Annotated in this window: 19 protein-coding genes; 16 read left to right on the top strand and 3 right to left on the bottom strand. The window is 28.3% G+C overall.

Going from position 1 to position 18,272, the window contains the following annotated elements:
- The first annotated feature begins 3 nt into the window (after positions 1-3).
- From thiI to F594_RS0105520, 3 genes are read left to right on the top strand one after another with little or no spacing between them, the layout of a single operon-like run.
- Positions 4-1,188 (top strand): tRNA uracil 4-sulfurtransferase ThiI, encoded by a 1,185-nt coding sequence (gene thiI, locus F594_RS0105530; RefSeq protein WP_019034841.1) that lies wholly within the window; start codon positions 4-6, stop codon positions 1,186-1,188.
- On the top strand, positions 1,175-1,735 hold the full coding sequence (locus tag F594_RS0105525; RefSeq protein WP_004825382.1) for a LemA family protein: 561 nt from the start codon (positions 1,175-1,177) through the stop codon (positions 1,733-1,735). Before thiI ends, F594_RS0105525 begins: the two co-directional genes overlap by 14 nt.
- An 8-nt stretch (positions 1,736-1,743) precedes the next feature.
- Positions 1,744-2,553, top strand: coding sequence for a TPM domain-containing protein (locus F594_RS0105520; RefSeq protein WP_019034840.1), 810 nt, complete (start codon positions 1,744-1,746; stop codon positions 2,551-2,553).
- Here F594_RS0105520 and F594_RS0105515 read toward each other — a convergent pair whose 3' ends face one another.
- Positions 2,554-3,249, bottom strand: coding sequence for a heparan-alpha-glucosaminide N-acetyltransferase domain-containing protein (locus tag F594_RS0105515; protein ID WP_019034839.1), 696 nt, complete (start codon positions 3,247-3,249; stop codon positions 2,554-2,556).
- 159 nt (positions 3,250-3,408) lie between these two features.
- Between F594_RS0105515 and F594_RS0105510 the strand changes: the two genes are divergently transcribed.
- From F594_RS0105510 to F594_RS0105465, 10 genes are all read left to right on the top strand, one after another.
- Entirely contained in the window at positions 3,409-3,948 is a 540-nt protein-coding gene (locus tag F594_RS0105510; RefSeq protein ID WP_004825598.1) for a helix-turn-helix domain-containing protein, read from the top strand.
- 9 nt (positions 3,949-3,957) lie between these two features.
- Positions 3,958-4,995 (top strand): ABC transporter ATP-binding protein, encoded by a 1,038-nt coding sequence (locus tag F594_RS0105505; RefSeq protein WP_019034838.1) that lies wholly within the window; start codon positions 3,958-3,960, stop codon positions 4,993-4,995.
- A gap of 8 nt (positions 4,996-5,003) precedes the next feature.
- Positions 5,004-5,849 (top strand): ABC transporter permease, encoded by an 846-nt coding sequence (locus tag F594_RS0105500; protein ID WP_004825605.1) that lies wholly within the window; start codon positions 5,004-5,006, stop codon positions 5,847-5,849.
- Positions 5,833-6,615, top strand: a complete 783-nt coding sequence (locus F594_RS0105495; RefSeq protein WP_019034837.1) for an ABC transporter permease — start codon at positions 5,833-5,835, stop codon at positions 6,613-6,615. The genes F594_RS0105500 and F594_RS0105495 overlap by 17 nt, the downstream gene beginning before the upstream one ends.
- Positions 6,612-7,649 (top strand): ABC transporter substrate-binding protein, encoded by a 1,038-nt coding sequence (locus F594_RS0105490; protein ID WP_019034836.1) that lies wholly within the window; start codon positions 6,612-6,614, stop codon positions 7,647-7,649. Before F594_RS0105495 ends, F594_RS0105490 begins: the two co-directional genes overlap by 4 nt.
- Before the next feature lie 208 nt (positions 7,650-7,857).
- A complete protein-coding gene (locus F594_RS0105485; protein ID WP_019034835.1) occupies positions 7,858-8,874 on the top strand; it encodes a hypothetical protein in 1,017 nt (338 codons plus the stop codon).
- A 135-nt stretch (positions 8,875-9,009) separates the two neighbouring features.
- Positions 9,010-10,128, top strand: a complete 1,119-nt coding sequence (locus F594_RS0105480; protein ID WP_019034834.1) for a BMP family lipoprotein — start codon at positions 9,010-9,012, stop codon at positions 10,126-10,128.
- A 205-nt stretch (positions 10,129-10,333) separates the two neighbouring features.
- Entirely contained in the window at positions 10,334-11,377 is a 1,044-nt protein-coding gene (locus tag F594_RS0105475) for a poly(R)-hydroxyalkanoic acid synthase subunit PhaE (protein ID WP_019034833.1), read from the top strand.
- 11 nt (positions 11,378-11,388) lie between these two features.
- Positions 11,389-12,459, top strand: a complete 1,071-nt coding sequence (phaC, locus tag F594_RS0105470; protein ID WP_019034832.1) for a class III poly(R)-hydroxyalkanoic acid synthase subunit PhaC — start codon at positions 11,389-11,391, stop codon at positions 12,457-12,459.
- Positions 12,460-12,579: 120 nt separating this feature from the next.
- Complete coding sequence (locus F594_RS0105465) at positions 12,580-13,320, top strand: TMEM164-related integral membrane acyltransferase (protein WP_019034831.1); 741 nt, start codon at positions 12,580-12,582, stop codon at positions 13,318-13,320.
- A gap of 58 nt (positions 13,321-13,378) precedes the next feature.
- Here the strand turns inward: F594_RS0105465 and F594_RS0105460 are convergent, their stop codons facing one another.
- Positions 13,379-14,974, bottom strand: coding sequence for a zinc ribbon domain-containing protein (locus F594_RS0105460; RefSeq protein WP_019034830.1), 1,596 nt, complete (start codon positions 14,972-14,974; stop codon positions 13,379-13,381).
- Positions 14,975-15,100: 126 nt separating this feature from the next.
- Positions 15,101-15,382, bottom strand: a complete 282-nt coding sequence (locus tag F594_RS0105455) for a hypothetical protein (RefSeq protein ID WP_009345545.1) — start codon at positions 15,380-15,382, stop codon at positions 15,101-15,103.
- Positions 15,383-15,521: 139 nt separating this feature from the next.
- On the opposite strand from F594_RS0105455, the gene dnaX reads away from it, so the two are divergent.
- Genes dnaX through recR form a run of 3 tightly spaced genes read left to right on the top strand, consistent with a single transcriptional unit; the run spans position 15,522 to position 18,214 of the window.
- Positions 15,522-17,255, top strand: a complete 1,734-nt coding sequence (gene dnaX, locus F594_RS0105450) for a DNA polymerase III subunit gamma/tau (RefSeq protein ID WP_019034829.1) — start codon at positions 15,522-15,524, stop codon at positions 17,253-17,255.
- An 8-nt stretch (positions 17,256-17,263) separates the two neighbouring features.
- Positions 17,264-17,605: a YbaB/EbfC family nucleoid-associated protein gene (locus F594_RS0105445; RefSeq protein ID WP_004825468.1), complete on the top strand. Its 342-nt coding sequence runs from the start codon at positions 17,264-17,266 to the stop codon at positions 17,603-17,605.
- Positions 17,606-17,608: 3 nt separating this feature from the next.
- The gene (gene recR / locus F594_RS0105440) at positions 17,609-18,214 is read left to right on the top strand and encodes a recombination mediator RecR (RefSeq protein ID WP_019034828.1); all 606 of its coding nucleotides are present in this window, start codon (positions 17,609-17,611) and stop codon (positions 18,212-18,214) included.
- The last annotated feature ends 58 nt before the right edge of the window (positions 18,215-18,272 follow it).

Here is an 18,272-nt window from a genome sequence, read left to right as displayed (position 1 = left end):
TGTTTGGAAAAAGTATTGTCAATGTCTTTAGGAGAAATTGTCCTTAAAGGAAAGAATAGAGGGCAATTTATGTCAAAACTTCTTGGACAAATAAAAAAGGCTATAAGCGATTTAGATCATGGAAATGTATACCATTCTATGGGAAAAATTTATATTGATGGATATAGGGACGAAAAAGAGTTAATAAAAAGGTGTAAGCATATATTCGGAATTGTTTATATTTGTCCCTGTATAAAAGTTAAAAGTGATCTAAAAGAAATAGAAGAGGCTGTGGTTTCTTTTGTTGGAGAAAAACTAAAAGAAAACCCAAATTTTAAAACTTTCAAAGTTCATTGCAAGAGAGCCTATAAATCTTATCCAATGAATTCAATGGATTTTAATAATAAATTAGGTGGGGCAATTTTAAAAAATTTCCCTCTAAAAGTAGATGTTCATAATCCTGATTTTTATTTATATTTGGATTTTAAAAAAGAAAATTCTTATATATATACGGAAAAAATAAAAGCTTATGGAGGTCTTCCTAGGGGTACAAATGGAAGAGGGTTATTACTTTTATCGGGTGGAATAGATTCACCTGTTGCAGGATTTTTAATGGCAAAAAGAGGAATAGCCTTAGATGTCCTACATTTTCACTCTTATCCTTTTACATCTCAAAGAGGAGAAGAAAAAGTTATTAAATTAGCTGAAAAAATTTCTAGTTTTTCAGGGAAAATGACCATGTATTCAGTTAATCTTTTAAATATTCAAAAAGAAATTAACAAAAATTGTCCTGAAGATCAGATGACTCTTCTTTCTCGCCGATTTATGATGAGAATAGCCGATAAATTAAGTTTAGACAATTCTTATGATGCAATAATAACAGGAGAAAATTTAGGACAAGTAGCTTCACAAACTATTGACGGTTTAAAAGTTACGGATATAATCACACGTAAACTTGTTTTTAGACCTTTGATAGGTATGGATAAAATTAATATTATTGATATTGCTAGAGAAATTGGAACTTATGAAACTTCAATTCTACCTTTTGAAGATTGCTGCACAGTATTTTTACCTAAGCATCCATCTTTAAGACCAGAGGTTGAAGAGATGGAAAATTCAGAAGAAGCTTTAGATATTGATAAGTTAGTTGAGCAAGCTATAAATGATATGAAAATAATAAAAATAGGAGGAAACCATGAGAAAGAATAAGGGAATAGCAGGATTAATAATTGTAATAGTAATAGCAATTGCTTTAGTAGCAATTCTCGGAGGTAAATATAATAGGTTGATGTCACTCAGAGAAGATGTGAATCAGTCTTGGGCTCAAGTGCAAAATCAAGTTAAAAGACGTGCTGATTTAATTCCTAATCTGACAAATACAGTTAAGGGATATGCTAAACATGAAGAAGAAACACTTACAAAAATAACACAAGCAAGAAGTGGGATAGAAAGTGCATCTACACCGAAAGAACTTGCAAAAGCCGATGCAGAACTTACAAGGGCAATAAATGTTGTTGTAGAATCTTATCCGGAATTGAAAGCTAATGAAAACTTTCTCGACCTTCAATCTCAACTCGAAGGAACAGAAAATAGAATAGCAACTGAAAGAAAAAGATACAATGATACTGTTACGGTTTATAATAAATCTGTAAAGAGATTTCCAACAAATTTAATTGCTGGAATATTAGGATTTGACGAAAAAGAATATTTTGAAGTTTCAGAAAAGGATATGGAAGTTCCTAGTGTTGAATTTTAGGTGATTTTATGAAGAGAAGGCTCTTATTTATTGTAGTCTTATTTCCATTAATATTTGATATATGTTTTGCTAAAAATATTATAGATAAAAACAAATTTGATTATTTTATTTATGATACACAAAACGTATTGTCCCAAGAAAGTAAGGACTATATTAATGGAATAAATTTAGATTTAAAAAATAAAACAGGTGGAGAAATAGCAATAGTTATCCTTGATAGCATTGAAGAAGGACAAGCAAAAGCCTATGCCACAGAAATTTTTAGTGAGCTTGGAATTGGTGAAAAGGGAAAGGATAATGGTTGTCTTATACTTATGGCTACTAAATCACGAGATATTCAGATTGAGCCTGGTTATGGAGCTGAAGGTTTTATAACTGATGCAAAATGTGCCAGAATTTATAGGGCTATGGGACAAGTTATAAGAGAAAGTGAAAATTCTTCAGATTTGGATTATGAAGCTGGCATTCTTGAAGGTTTTAATAATATAATTAAACTTTATGAAGATGAATATGATGTGGAATTAAATGCTGAGGAAGGGAAATATTCTAAAGATGTTTCTCAATCAGATGATTTTTCATTGACAAGTCCTGAATTTATAATTCTAATTATTGTAATTTATATAATATTTTCATTTTTTATCAATGGTCCTAAAAATCGTAAGAGAAGATACAGAAGAAATAGATTCGGCGGTTTTGATGATTTTGGTGGTTTTGGCGGCTTTGGTGGTTTCGGAGGTTTTGGTTCCGGAAGCTCAGGAGGCTTTGGTGGCTTCGGCGGCGGTTCAAGTGGCGGCGGAGGTGCCGGAGGTAAATTCTAACTAGCCAAAAATTAATTTTAATATTGCCACTAAAATAACTTGGTGGAGCAAATATATAATTAGAGAATGTCTTCCCAAAATATTAATAATATTTTTGGATGGCATTCTTTTTTTAATATTTAAAAATTCATAAAAATAGTAACCGGAAAAATACAAAAATATCCAAGGAATTATCGGGAAATAATCTCCAGAAGTGAAAGTAGCTTTAGGTAAGCCTAAAATAAATAAATTGTAAGTATAAAGATTTTTAGGTATATCAATAAGCTTGAAAAATATAGAACCTTTGTATATATCTTTAAAAATTATAAATAGCAATAAACTAACAAAGAATAAAATTTTTTTATTTAATTTTATAGAAAATTTTTCAAATAAATAAAAAATAATACCTGCTGAAAAAAAGAAATGTATAACACCAAAATATATGGTATAAGATCTATCAAAAATGAATGAAAAAACAGAAATTAATATAGATGATATTCCTAAAATAATAGATCTTTTTATCCTATTTTTTGAAAAGTTTTCGCACAGCCCAGCTAAAAAAACAAAGGAAATACATATATACTGTTGGTAGTAATAAAAATTCATGTTGATATTAAAATTATAAAAATTAATCAGATCAAATATCAAGTGGAAAATAATCATATGAATGATGGTAAATCCACGCAAAAAATCAATTATATTATATCTTTCTTTCATAAAAAAATTATATCACGAAAAACAAATAAATGAAATTCAAATTATAATTATGATAAATTTTAAATTTAATATAATAAACCTATTGACAAATATAGGTATTGATTTTATACTGTGAATAGTTTAATAATTTAAGAAAAATATTTAATAAGAGGAGATTAAATGGAAATAGGTAATAAGATAAAAGAGCTAAGAGTAGCCAGTGGACTTACTCAGGAAGAGCTTGCTACAAGAAGTGAGCTTACTAAAGGTTTTATATCACAAATAGAAAGAGATCTTACATCACCTTCCGTTGATTCACTTTTAGATATTCTTGAAGCTTTGGGTACTTCTCCTTCAGAATTTTTTTCAAAAGATAAAAATGAAAGAATAATATTTTCTGAAGATGATTATTTTGAATATGAAAATGAAGATTTGGGATTTTTTTTACAATGGATTGTCCCTAATGCACAAAAAAATATGATGGAACCTACTCTAATTTCCTTAAAAGAGGGTGGCAAGTCTAAAAAAATTGCCCCCTTTGAAGGTGAAGTTTTTGGATATGTTGAGAAGGGAAGCATTTGTTTGCATTATGGTGATAAAATTTTTGAATTAAAAAGTGGGCAAACTTTTTATTTCGAGGCTAAAAGGGAGCATTTTCTTGTAAATAATAAAAAAAGAGAGGCTAAGGTTATTTGGATTAGCTCTCCACCAAATTTCTAGGGGGTAAGGATGGAAGATAAATTTGTTATTGAACTAAAAAATATCAGCAAAACTTTTGGGGATAATGTAATTTTAAAAGATTTTAATTTAACAATTAAGAAAAATGAATTTTTAACTCTATTAGGACCTTCTGGGTGTGGCAAAACTACGATTTTAAGGATAATTGGAGGTTTCGAGTGGCCTGATAAGGGTAGGGTAATTTTTAATGGCAAGGATATTACAGATGATGAACCCTACCAAAGAAAAATAAATACAGTTTTTCAAAAATATGCCTTATTTCCCCATCTAAATGTTTTTGATAATGTAGCTTTTGGTTTAAAAATAAAAAAATTATCTAAAAAAGTGATCGAAAATAAGGTTAAACAATCATTAAAATTAGTAGGATTAAATAATTTTCAAAATAGAAATATAGATTCTCTTTCAGGAGGTCAACAACAAAGGGTAGCCATAGCTCGTGCACTTGTTAATGAACCTGAAGTTCTTTTGCTTGATGAACCCCTAGGAGCTCTTGATTTAAAGCTTCGTCAAGATATGCAATATGAGCTTAAAAAAATTCAAAAGCAAGTCGGTATAACTTTTATTTATGTAACTCATGACCAAGAAGAGGCCTTATCTATGTCTGATACCATTGTGGTTTTAAACGATGGTATAATTCAGCAAAAAGATGATCCTGTATCTATTTATAATGAGCCTAAAAATGCTTTTGTCGCAGATTTTATAGGAGAATCTAATATAATTAAAGGTAAAATGATCGAAGATTATAAGGTGGAATTTCAAGGACATGTTTTTGATTGTGTAGACAAGGGTTTTGAAAAAAATGAAGAAGTGGATATTGTTGTAAGACCGGAAGATATAAAACTTGTTCGCCATGAAGGGATGATTAACGGTCTTGTTACTAATGAAGTTTTTTATGGTGTTCATCATGAAATGAGCGTTGATGTTGACGGAGTTGAATGGATAATACAGTCTACAATTAAAAATGAGGTTGGAGAAAAGGTAGGACTTATAATTGAACCTGATTTAATCCACGTTATGAGAAGAAAGTAGGGCTTATTATGAAGAGATACGCTTATATTTATGCTTTATGGGGAATTTTATTTATAGTTTTTCCCTTAACACTTATTTTACTTTATTCATTAAATGCCAATAAAGATATAGTTAATTTTTCTTTTACATTAAATAATTATTCAAAATTTTTTGAACCTCTTTACTTAAAGATACTATTTGTTTCATTGGGAGTAGCTGCAATATCAACCTTGATGTGCCTATTAATAGGATATCCTATTGCTTATATTATTTCCCAATTTAATGAAAAAATAAGAAATAATTTAATAATGGTTTTTATAATTCCTATGTGGATGAATTTTCTATTAAGAACTTATGCTTGGTTGACTTTACTTGGAAGAAATGGTCTTATTAATAAAGCTTTGGGATTAATTGGTCTTGGTCCTTTTAATCTCATGTATAATATGAAGGCTGTAGCAATAGGTATGGTTTATAACTTCTTGCCTTTTATGGTACTCCCAATATATACAGTTCTATTAAAAATTGATAAAAGACTTATTGAGGCAGCAAAAGATTTAGGCTGTAATAGTTTTATGGTATTTTTAAAAGTTATTTTTCCTCTATCACTTCCAGGAATATATACAGGTATAACTATGGTATTTATACCTGCTATTTCTACTTTTGTTATACCAAACTTATTGGGAGGAAATAATTTCTATTTGATAGGTAATTTAATTGAAAAACAATTTACATTCACAGGAGATTGGGGATTTGGCTCTGCAATTTCTATAGTTCTAATAGTTATTATGATTATATTTATGGTACTTCCTGGATTACTGAAAAAGAATAAAAATAAAGAGTCTAAAGGAGCGGTTGCTTATGAAAAAATTGATTGATAGAATTTATTTATTTCTAGTATTTATATTTTTATACGCTCCAATATTCATCTTAATAGTTTTTTCTTTTAATGATTCAAGGCTTAGAGGTTCCTGGGCAGGTTTTACTTTGAGGTGGTATAAAAATTTATTTTATGACCCGTCAATATTGTCGTCTTTAAGAACAACTTTAATAGTGGCAGTTTTAGCAACACTAATTTCAACAATTATTGGAACTCTTGCTGCAATAGGAATTCATGAATTAAGAGGAATAAAAAAAGATGTTATTTTAAATATTAATTATCTACCAGTTCTTAATCCTGATATAGTTACAGCAATAGCATTAATGGGTTTTTTCGGACTATTTAAGCTCAGCATGGGCTATTGCACAATGATAATTTCACACATAGTATTCTGCATACCCTATGTGATTTTATCAATCTTGCCAAAATTAAATCAATTAGATACCAATACATTGGAAGCGGCACTTGATTTAGGGGCTAAACCTTTTTATGCTATAAGAAAAGTAATAATACCACAAATAAAGCCAGCTATTTTAACGGGTGCTTTGATGGCTTTTACTCTTTCAATAGATGATTTTGTTGTGTCTTTTTTCAACACAGGACAAGGAGTAACAAATCTATCAATAACAATTTATTCCATGGCAAGGAAAGGAATAAATCCATCAATAAATGCCTTATCAACTTTAATGCTGTTGATTTTATTAATACTTCTTGTAATTATAAATAGGAGAAGTGAAAATAAATTAAGGGAGTTGAGTCAATGAAAAAAATTTTTGTATGCTTATTATTAATATTATTTTCTTTAACTGCTTGCGGAAAAAATCAAGCCAAAGAAAGTATCAATGTATATAATGCAGGGGAATATATAGATCCAGAAATTTTAAGAGATTTTCAAAAAGAAACGGGAATAAAGGTAAATTATTCAACATTTGCTTCAAATGAAGATATGTATATTAAAGTTACTCAATCTCAAGACAAATTTGATGTCATAGTTCCTTCCGACTATATGATTGAGAAATTAATAAAGGAAGATTTTCTTCAACCAATTGATTTTTCTAAAATAGATAATTTTTCACAAGTTGAGGATTTTTTAAAAAATCCAACATATGACAAGGAAAATAAATATTCAGTTCCGTATTATTGGGGAACTGTCGGCATAATATACAATTCAAAAGAGGTAAAAGATAAAGTCGATTCACTAGATATTCTTTGGAATCCCAAGTATAAAAAACAAATTATAATGTATAATTCTCAAAGAGATACAATAGGACTTTCTTTGAAAAGGCTGGGATATTCAATTAATTCAGTCGATCCAAAAGAAATTGAAGAAGCAAAAAATGAATTGATAAAACAAAAACCCCTGGTATATGCTTATATGGATGATGATGGCAGAGATGTAATTGTTCAAGGTGATGCTAATATCGGAGTGATGTATTCAGGAGATGCACTGCTTATGATAGAACAAAATCCTGATTTAAAATATGTTATACCTAAAGAAGGCTCTAACAAATGGGTGGATGCAATGGTAATACCAAAAAATGCAAAAAACCTTAGTGGTGCTCATAAATTTATAAATTATATGATAAAAAAAGAAGTTCAAGTAAAAAATGTAAAATATTGCATCGGTTATACATCTCCTGTAAAAGGAGTTAGAGAGCTTTTGCCAGCGGAAATAAAAAACTCTGAAGTAGCATATCCGAATCCTCATGATTTAGAAAACTTAGAAAGCTTTAAAGATTTAGGAGATAGCCTAAAATTATATGACAGAGCATGGACAGAACTCAATGCAACTTCTTAATAAAATAAGCCTTAATATAATAAGCTCTAATAAAATTTTATTGGAGCTTTTTTATAATGTAAGAAAATAATTTCACAAAAATTTATAAATTGATAAAATTAATTAAATAAATATCATAAATAGCTTAAAATTAAAGTTTTTGTTTATTTTATCATTAACCTATGTTATTATAATAATAAAGTGAAATGTTTTCATTTGGAGGTAGAAAATGAGTGAAAAGATAAAAAAATACATTATTTTTGCAATATTTATTATAGTTTTGTTTTTATCTTCTCTGACACAATTTTTTAGCAAAGATCTGCTTTGGCCTGATGATGGCAAGGATAGATATTTTTCGGGAATTATTTTCCAAAATCCTACAAATGTTGAGGATTTAGTAGTTTCTAGAAGTGTTGAGAATCAAAATAATGAAGATTTAATAAAATATACAATAAGTTTTACCTATACAGGAGAAAATTCAACTGCTAGAATTATGGGTGTTCCAGCTAGACACATATTTTTTGAAGAAGGAATACTTCCTTACTACTCAATTGCTAATCTTAAAGGAGATTATGAAAAGGTAAACAATACACTTTTCAATGCAAAATTCAGGTTGAGGGATTTCTATAATAAATCTAAGAATAACTTTTATAAACCATATTCAGTTATGAGAATACCTCTTGAAGAAAAAATAGGAGACTATTCTTTTACGGTTTATTATAAACCTGAGAATCTTTTATTTTCAGGAGGAAGGGTAGTCGAAGAAACTTCTGTGTTCATTACAAATGCAAGGATGAGTGATTTTAAAGAATCAACTAAAACTACCGACTCAATAAAAGAAGCATTCAATGATTCGGGCTATTATGTAAATAAACTTGAAATGATTAATTCTAGCTTTGTTTCAAGGATAAATATTTTAAATACCCTAGCAACAGTAGCATTTTTAGTTTTATGCTTATTTGTTGTTGTTATGATTTGGTTTAATAGAAATAACTACATATTATATGTGGCACCAATGTTAATTATGATTTCAACTTTTTATAGGTTTATTGATAAGGGAAGTTCAAATTTAGGAATAATAATTATTTATCCAATTTTGGGATTTATTGGAGCTTTGGCAGGAAAATTAATCTCAAAAGATGTTGTCATGGTTGATAAGAAAGATTTGAAACAATCTCTTGGCCTTGCACTTATGTACTTGTGCTTCTGTATTATAGTATTTATAGTACCAAGAGCTTTTTTGTAAAATTTTAAAATGATTATAATCCGCATTTTTGCGGATTTTTTTGCATAAATAAATATAAAAATCGTTTACAATAGAAATTGTAAAAAATTATTTATTGTTATATAATTTAATGAGAAAATTATTAGGAGGAAATATATGAAAATCAAAAAAACTCTATTAGCTTTAATATTATTTATAGCTGTAGCAATGACTGCCTGTGGAGGAAACAAAGATAATGCTTCAAAAAACACAGAGAAAGAAAATGCTAACACTAATGAAGCTAGTCAAGAAAAATCTACTGATGAAAAAATCAATGTAGGTTTCGTAACTGATGAAGGTGGTCTTAATGACCAATCATTCAATCAAGGTGTAAAAGAAGGTATTGATAAAGCTGTTAAGGATTTAGGAATTGAAAGTTCTTATTTGGAATCTAAACAAGCTGCTGATTATGTACCTAACCTTGAAACTTTTGTTGACCAAGAAAAAAATTTGATTGTTGGTGCTGGTTTTAAAATGGGTGATGCTATAACAGAAGCTGCTCAAAATTATCCTGAAATTAATTATGCTATTGTTGATGTTGACCCAACTAATGGCGGAGAAAAAGAAGCTCCATCAAATTTATTAGGAATTATGTTTAGAGCACAAGAACCATCTTTCTTAGTTGGTTATATTGCTGGTATGACTTCCCAAACTAATAAAGTTGGTTTTGTTGGTGGTCAAGAAGGTAATATTATTTGGGGCTTTGAATATGGTTACAGAGCTGGAGTTGATTATGCAGCTAAAGAAAAAGGAACAAAAATTGAAGTTATGAGCCAATATGTTGGTGGATTTACTGATGCACAAAAAGGTAAATCAATAGCTCTTACAATGTATCAAAACGGAGCTGATGTTGTATTCCACGCAGCTGGAGGAGCTGGAGATGGTGTTATTGCAGCAGCAAAAGATGCTAGTAAAGACAATAAAACAATGTGGGCTATCGGTGTTGATAAAGACCAATACGAAGTTGGACCTGATAATGTGCTTACTTCTGCTATGAAAAATGCTGATGTTGCAGTTTATAATGTAATTAAAACTATGAAAGAAGGAAAATTTGAAGGTGGAAAGACTATAGAATTAGGCCTTGCAGATGAAGGAGCAGTAGGTATTGCACCAACTTCTGATAAACACGTTAAGAAAGAAATTTTAGATAAAATTCCAGAATTAACTAAAAAAATAATATCAGGTGATATTAAAGTTCCTTACAATGAAGAAACTTACAAAGAATATCAAAACTAATTAAAAAGATTTTTGAACTTAGCATATGCTAAGTTCTTTTTTATATATTTGTTGGAAAAATTTTATTAAATAATTCACAAATTTAAAAAATATTTTAATGCTACTCATTATAATATAATTAAAACTTAACGATTTATATATTTAATATATTTGCATAAGTAATAAGTAAAATGTTATGATGTAATTATGATAGGAGGTAGTTTTAGTGGAAAATGATTTTAAATTTTTTGATAATTATATGGATTGGCAAAAGAAATCTATGGATGCCTGGTCTAAATTCACAGAAAATTTTGCAAAAAACGCTGGTTCGAATATGAATCCTTTTCTTAACTATGAAAAAATGATGGGTTCTTTTATTAATCAGGATTTTTTTAACTATACAGGAAGTCCTTTCCAAGTTATAAATAAAATCAAAGATTCTTCAAAGATATATTATGACCTTTATAAGTTATATAAGGACTCTTTTTTGGACAATTATAAGGACAGTAAAAAGGTTATAGACGAAGCTTTAGAAAACTTCAAAGTGAGTCAAGTTAAATTTATAAATAATCACATATTTCCTCTTTTACCCTTAGATTTACAGGACCTTTTCAAACAGGCTTATGAATTAACAAATACTTATAAGGAAACTGCAAATATAATTTATGGGCCTTGGATGGATGCAAGTGAAAATTTAGTTGATAGTTTCATGAAAGGTGCCTTATTAGACCCTGAAGGCTTCCTTGAGTTTTTCAATATTTGGAAAGAAAATTATAAGAAGACTTATGAAAAGCTTTTAAATGCACCGCAATTTGGAATTGATAGAAACACTTATCAGGTTCGTATGCAAACTTTTGATAGATTTATAAAATTTATAATTTATTTTGCTGAACTTAATATAAAATTAAATACTGTTGTAATGGATACAACAGAAGATGTTGTAAATTCTTTTGTGGAAAATGTTAAAAATGATAATACACCCAAGACTTTTGAAGAATTTTATGAATTTTGGAAGTCTAATGTTTCTAAAAATTTTGACAAATTATTTTATTCAGACGAATTTAGCAAATTTTTAGGAAATTATGTGGATTCATTAATGTTTTTGAAAAAAGATTTAGATAAGCTTATAATGGATGCTTTTAAGAATTTACCTATACCTACAAATGAAGATATGGATTCTCTTTACAAGTCTGTTTATGATTTAAAAAAAGAAATTCGTAATTTAAAAAGAGAGCTTAGGGAAAAAGATAAGGATAATTTTGAGGATTAAGGAGGTATTCTTTGGATAATTTTTATGGAATTGAAGTTGATAAGTCTTTGACTCAATCTTTAAAATCATATGACAAACTTTTAAAGGGCATAAATAATATTATGAATGTTGATTACAGTGGTTTTAATGAAACTCCCAAAGACCTTATTTTTGAAGAAGATAAGATGAAATTATACCATTATAGACCCTTAGTCGAAAATATAAACAAGACACCACTTTTGATTGTTTATGCACTTGTCAACAAACAATATATGATGGATTTACAAGAAGATAAATCTATTATTAGAAATCTCTTAAAAGGTGGTCAAGATTTATATATAATTGATTGGGGATATCCAACTGCTGATGACAGATATATTGGTCTTGATGACTATATCAATGGTTATATTAATGATTGTGTTGATCTTATAAGGAAAAGACATAAATTAAATAAAATTAATCTTATGGGAATTTGCCAGGGCGGAACTTTTTCTTATATATACACAGCTTTAAATCAAAATAAGATTAAAAATCTAGTTAGTCTTGTTACACCTGTGGATTTTTCTACAAACGATGGTTTACTTTTTAAATGGGGCAAGTATTTGGATCCAGAAGTTTTAGTAGATACATTTGGAAATATTCCTGGTGAATTTATGAATGCAGGTTTTGTATTTTTAAAACCCTTAGATCTAATGATTGATAAATATGTTGGTCTTATTGATTATATTGATGATGAAGAAAAACTTGCCAACTTTTTAAGGATGGAACAATGGATTTTTGACTCACCTGATCAAGTAGGCAGGGCTTATAAGGAATTTCAAATAGAAATGTATCATAAAAATTCTTTAATTAAAGGAGAATTTTCACTTGATGGGAAGAAAAAAGTAGATTTAAAAAATATCAAGTGTCCTTTCCTAGCAATTTTAGGTTTGAAAGATAATCAGGTTCCACCAGCAGCAACAAGACCTATTATGGATGCAGTTTCTTCTGAAGATAAGGAGCTTTTAGAAGTAAATACAGGTCATATTGGTTTATTTGTTAGCAGTAGGAGCCAAAGAGAAGTCGCACCAAAAATCAATGATTTTTTAAATGAACATAAATAAATTAATTTAATAAACCGTCTTATAGGCGGTTTTATTGATTATAAATTAAATATTTTTAGATAAAATTTATGCCACTTTTATGTAATGGTGGGGTTAATATTTTTACTGTAGGTGATAAATTTGTTGACTTATTTTTTTAGACATACTAATGAAAATGTACCTTTTGAAAAATTTTCTCTAGCACATATCTCGATAATTATTTTTATTGCATTAATACTGGTTGGTATATATAAAAATAGCAATATAATTGAAAATTCAGAAAACTTTAAAAAAGCTTTGAGATTATTTTTAATATTTTTTGTTATTCTTGAAGAATTTATTTACTATTATTTTTTTCTAAAAGAGCCTTTTAGTTGGGCTGATTTGCTTCCAATATATACCTGTAGAATTGCACAATGGGCAGGTTTTTTTGCACTTTTATTTAACGAAAAAGATAGCTTTAAAACAGTTAATATTTATTGGGGATGTATAGGTGGAGTGTTGGCTTTAATATCTCCGGATATTTATCCTTACAAATTTCCTCATGCAACAGTTTTTTGCTTCTTTGCAAAACACTTTATGATAATTATTTGCGCTGCAATATTTATTTTTGTGGATAATTACGAGTTTTCAAAGGGACAGTTAAAATTCATGTATGAATTTGCAAATATAAATCTTTTAGTTTTTCTTATTTTTGGTTATTCTACAGGTTCAAATGCTGGATATTTACTTCATAGTCCAATATTTACTGGTTTTTTTGATTCAGTGAATAAAATAATTTATACTATTTTTGTTTTTGCTATTTATAATTTACTCATATATATTATTTATTTATTGGGAAGCAAATGGAGAAAATCTATCAAAGAAAAAGCTGCCATTTAAAGCAGTTTTCTAAGTTGGTTTTTTGCCAACTTAGAAAACCTTACTTAAGGCAGCTTTTTTAAAACAAAGTATTAAATATAAAGTTTAGACCAAACCATGATAGTTTGAAGATCAGTTCAAACAAAATAAACATTGATGAGTACCATCCGACAAAATCTATAATTTTGTTTTTCTCTAAATCCCTATAATAAAATCCCAAGGCTATGATAGGGGATAGAAGAATTATAATTATTGTAGCTATTGGCATTGGTGTCATAGCTTTTAAAAGGTTAAATTGGAAAAATCCACCCATAGGTGTTATTATATATCCTATGAATAAAAGTATTTTCGTATAAAACCAGTTTATTAAAACATTGATTCTAAACCTATCAGAGCTTTCTGTAAGATTGGTTTTTTCCTTTGCTACTTTTAAAGGTATAGAAAACTGAATATAGTCAAAAACGAGTTTTAAAAGTAAGAAAAATATAAGATTAAAAGATAATTTTCCTTGACCTATAAACATTGGCACAAAAATCAATAGGATGCCTAGACCAAGCAATGTCAAACTTTCATTGCTTTTAATATTCTTTAGAAAATCAGAAAAATTTAGATTTAAGACAGAAAATCTTTTGAAGTTATTTAATAGAAAGCTATTGGTATCGACATTTTCTATTTTATTTATATGTTTTTCCTTAAAATCATCCTCTATATTATCTTTTAGTTTAGATAATTTTATTTTTTCTTCTTTTATATTTGATTTAATTTTTTCATTATTCCAAAATTTACTTTTTGTATGATTCTTTGGAGAAACTTTATCATTTTCTTTAGAAGAATTATTTATTTTTTTATTTTCAGCTTTGTTTTTTCTTTTTTCTTTACTGACAATCTTATCTAAAAATTTTTCATTTTCAGTTGTAATTTTCGGAACAGACAATGTTTGTTCAATCGATTTATTAGAATAGTCCTCAGTATTTGTTAGGTGAAAATCTCTTTCTTTAGCAGTTTTTAAAGATTTATCCTTTTTTAAATCATTGAAGATGGAAAATTCATCATCGTCTTCATTTATAAAATCTTTCCATTTATCTTTTAATGTCTTTTTCTTATTTTTATCTTCAGCTTTAGCCTCAGATTTTTTGTCATTTAAAGAATCATCAGAATTTTCATAATCTTTTTCGCTAAAATTATTTCTTTTTAGTTCTTCTTGAACTCTTCTAACTAATTCTTTTTCAGACATCTTGAATTCGTTAAAAGAATTTTCATCAGATTTTATATTTTTTTGAGGAGCAGATTCTTTAACATCAGTCTTCTTACTTAAATTTTCATCTTTTTTAGGTGAATCTTTTTTTATAATTGGAGCCGATTTAGTTTCTTTAACTTTGGGGATATCGTCTAAAGTGTTAGAACGATTTTCATAATCTCTAATATTTTTAGAAATCTTTTTATCAACAGCAGCAATTATATTTTTTATGTCATCAGTAGTATCTATGCCATCTAATTTATGTGGATTAAAAATCCTTGTAACATCTTTTGTAGATTCTTTAGTAGTTGTTTTACTGGTATTTACAGTATCTTCTAAATTTTCTACGCTTATTTTAATATTTTTAAGCTTTTTCCCACAAAGGGTACAGTAATTGTCATCTTTTGAAACAATATTTCCACAATTAGGACAAAACATATGCCACCTTCTTTCAAAATTAATATTATTATATCATAAATGTAAATTATTAAATATTAAAAAATGTTTTATTATAATAATATATGTAAAAAAAGGGCCTCAAAAGAGACCCTAACTTTAAAAAAATTATTCAGCTTTTTCAGTTGAAGCGTTGTTTGTAGCTTCTTCAGTTGAAGCATTGCTAGTAGCTTCTTCTTTAGCAGCTTCTTGAGCGTCGTTTTTAGCTTTGTTAGCTTCAGCTTGAGATGCATTAGCTTCTGCTTGATTCTTATCAGCATTTTCTTGAGCTTCTACTGCATTTTCTTGAGCTTTATTTGCATTTGTTTTATTTCCGCTTTGGCAAGCAACCATTCCTAACATAAGAACAGAAGCGATACCAATACTAGCTAATTTCTTTAAATTCTTCATAATTTAATTCCTCCTAAATAATATCTGTTCCTATATGATATTGATTGTTTGTGATAATGTTGTGAAAGTCCTGTTAAAAATATTAGATAATTTATTATTTTCAATATTTTTGCTATAATAAAAATGGTGAATAAAGAAAATGTATAAAGCTTTATATAGAAAATATAGACCTTTGGATTTCAACCAAATGATAGGTCAAGATGCTCTAGTCATGAGCTTAAAAAATCAAATAAAAAATAATGAAGTTTCTCACGCATACTTATTTTCAGGAACCAGAGGAACTGGTAAAACATCAGCTGCAAAAATTTTTGCTAGGGCTGTTAATTGCGAGCATCCGATTGATGGGAATCCATGTAACAAATGCAAATCCTGTCTTTCTAATTTAAATAACACCTCTGTTGATGTTGTAGAGATGGATGCTGCTTCAAATAACGGGGTAGACGATATTCGTGATTTGAAAGATAAAGTAATTTACCCACCAACTTTTTTAAAATATAAGGTGTATATAATAGATGAAGTTCACATGCTTTCTAAGGGTGCCTTTAATGCACTTTTAAAGATATTAGAAGAACCTCCCAGTCATCTTATTTTTATTTTAGCTACAACAGAAAAAGAAAAAATTCCTGCAACTATACTTTCAAGAACTCAAAAATTCGAATTTTCAAGGGTTTCTTTAGAAAACATTATTAAGAGATTAAAATATATAAGTCAGATGGAAGGAAAAACTTTAGACGATGAAGTTTATCTTCTTATAGCAAAAACTTCTGACGGGGCAATGAGAGATGCTCTTTCAGTTCTAGATCAGCTTTTATCTTTTGATAGCGACCATATTTCAATAGAAAAAGCTATGGATGTTTTAGGTATTTCTTCTTCAGAAAGCCTATTTGAACTTACAAGCGCATATTTAAACAAAGATGCCGAAAGAGCAATTTCTGTAATTGATGATATAGCCATTCAAGGTAAAGATTTTTTATCCTTGAACAATCAACTCTTAAAACATATGCGTGATTTAATGTTAGTTAGGACTTTAAAAAATCCTGAAAATCTTGTATATTCAACATATTTAAAAGATTTTAAAGAACAGGCTGCAACTTGTGATTTAGATAATATTCTTGATATAATTGATGAATTAAAAGATTTGCAGGTCAATTTAAAGTATGCGGAAAATCCGAGAATTTTACTTGAAATGACTTCCATTAAAATCTGCAACAAGAAAAACTTTAAAAGCTTGCAAATGAATTTAGATAATTTGAGTAAAAGAGTTGAAAAGCTTGAATTTTTAGGTTCTCTAACAAAAGATTCATCAATCAATAAAAATATATATAGGCAATCTTTGGAAAATACAAATGAAAATGATATAATAAATTTAAATTCAGATATGAAGTCTGAAAATGAGGTTTTAGAAAAATCCAGTCAAAGTGATCCTATATCAGTAAATACTGAAGAAAATTCAGACTATGATAGGTCTATTGATGAGGATAAAAAAGAATATCATAAAAATTCTTTAGAAAACATTGATGATCAGCTTGTAGATAATGGAGCACCTGAAAAATCTTTAGGAATCAATGATATTAAAAAAGATTGGAATGAAATATTAAATGATTTAAAAGCAGTAAATCAAGTTCCTTTAGTTGGACTTTTAAATGATGCTAAGCCTTTAAGTTTTGAAAATGGGACTTTAAATATTTGTTATGGTCCTGGTCATGAATTTCATTTGAAATCGACAAATGAACCTAAAAGGCTTGAAATAATTAAAAGTGTATTAAAAAAACGTTATGGCATGGATATTGATGTAAAAATCAGTATAGCTGACGATACAACTTTAAAAAAACTGGAAGATTTATTTGGTAAAAATTTTGTAGAAAATATTTAGGAGGAATTATGGCAAGAGGTTTTGGCGGTTATCCACGTGGTGGTGGAAACATGAATAATATGATGAAGCAAATTGAAAAATTACAAAAAGAAATGGCAGATATGCAAGAAAATTTAAAAAATGAAGAAATTTCTGCTACATCTGGTGGAGGAGCAGTTACCGCTACTGTTAATGGCAATAAAGAAGTTATATCTATAAAACTTGATAAAGAAGCCGTAGACCCAGAAGATGTAGAAATGCTTGAAGATTTAATTGTTGCTGCTGTTAATGAAGCTTTAAGAAATGCTGAAAATAAAGTGAATTCAAAAATGAGTAAGTTAACTGGCGGTTTAAATATTCCAGGACTATAATAGATGGATAATATAGTAGGTCCTATTGAACAACTAATTAGAAATTTAACAAGATTACCTGGAATTGGTCCTAAAACTGCTCAAAGACTTGCATATCATATAATTGATATGGATAAGGTGGAAGTTGAAGAATTAGCAAATAGCATTGGGACAATTAAATCAAAAGTAAAAAAATGTTCACTTTGCTGTAATATTTCCGACACCGATCCTTGTAATATTTGTCAAGATAATAATAGAGATAAGTCTACTATTTGTGTTGTACAATATCCAAAAGATGTTGATGCTATGGAAAGAACACATACTTATAAGGGTCTCTATCATGTTCTTAATGGATTTATTTCTCCATTAAAGGGAAGAACTGAGTCGGACATAAATTTTGTAGAATTAATAAAAAGAGTTGAAAACAATAAAGAAATCAAAGAAATAATTATTGCATCTTCTCCAACTGTAGATGGAGATATAACTGCATCATATTTAGTCGAAGCTTTAAAAGCTTTTGATTTAAAGGTTACAAGAATAGGCTATGGGCTTCCCGTAGGTGGAGATTTAGAATACTATGATGAAATAACTATTTCAGCAGCTTTAAAAAACAGAAGAGAACTTATTTAATATATGCCAAACATTTGGCATATATTTTATATTTTAGTAAATTTGGGTATAATAAATT

The organism is Peptoniphilus lacrimalis DSM 7455 (genome assembly GCF_000378725.1).
Taxonomy (GTDB): domain Bacteria; phylum Bacillota; class Clostridia; order Tissierellales; family Peptoniphilaceae; genus Peptoniphilus_A; species Peptoniphilus_A lacrimalis.
The sequence above is the reverse complement of the archived record's forward strand: the minus strand, read 5'-3'. Positions and strand labels throughout refer to the sequence as shown.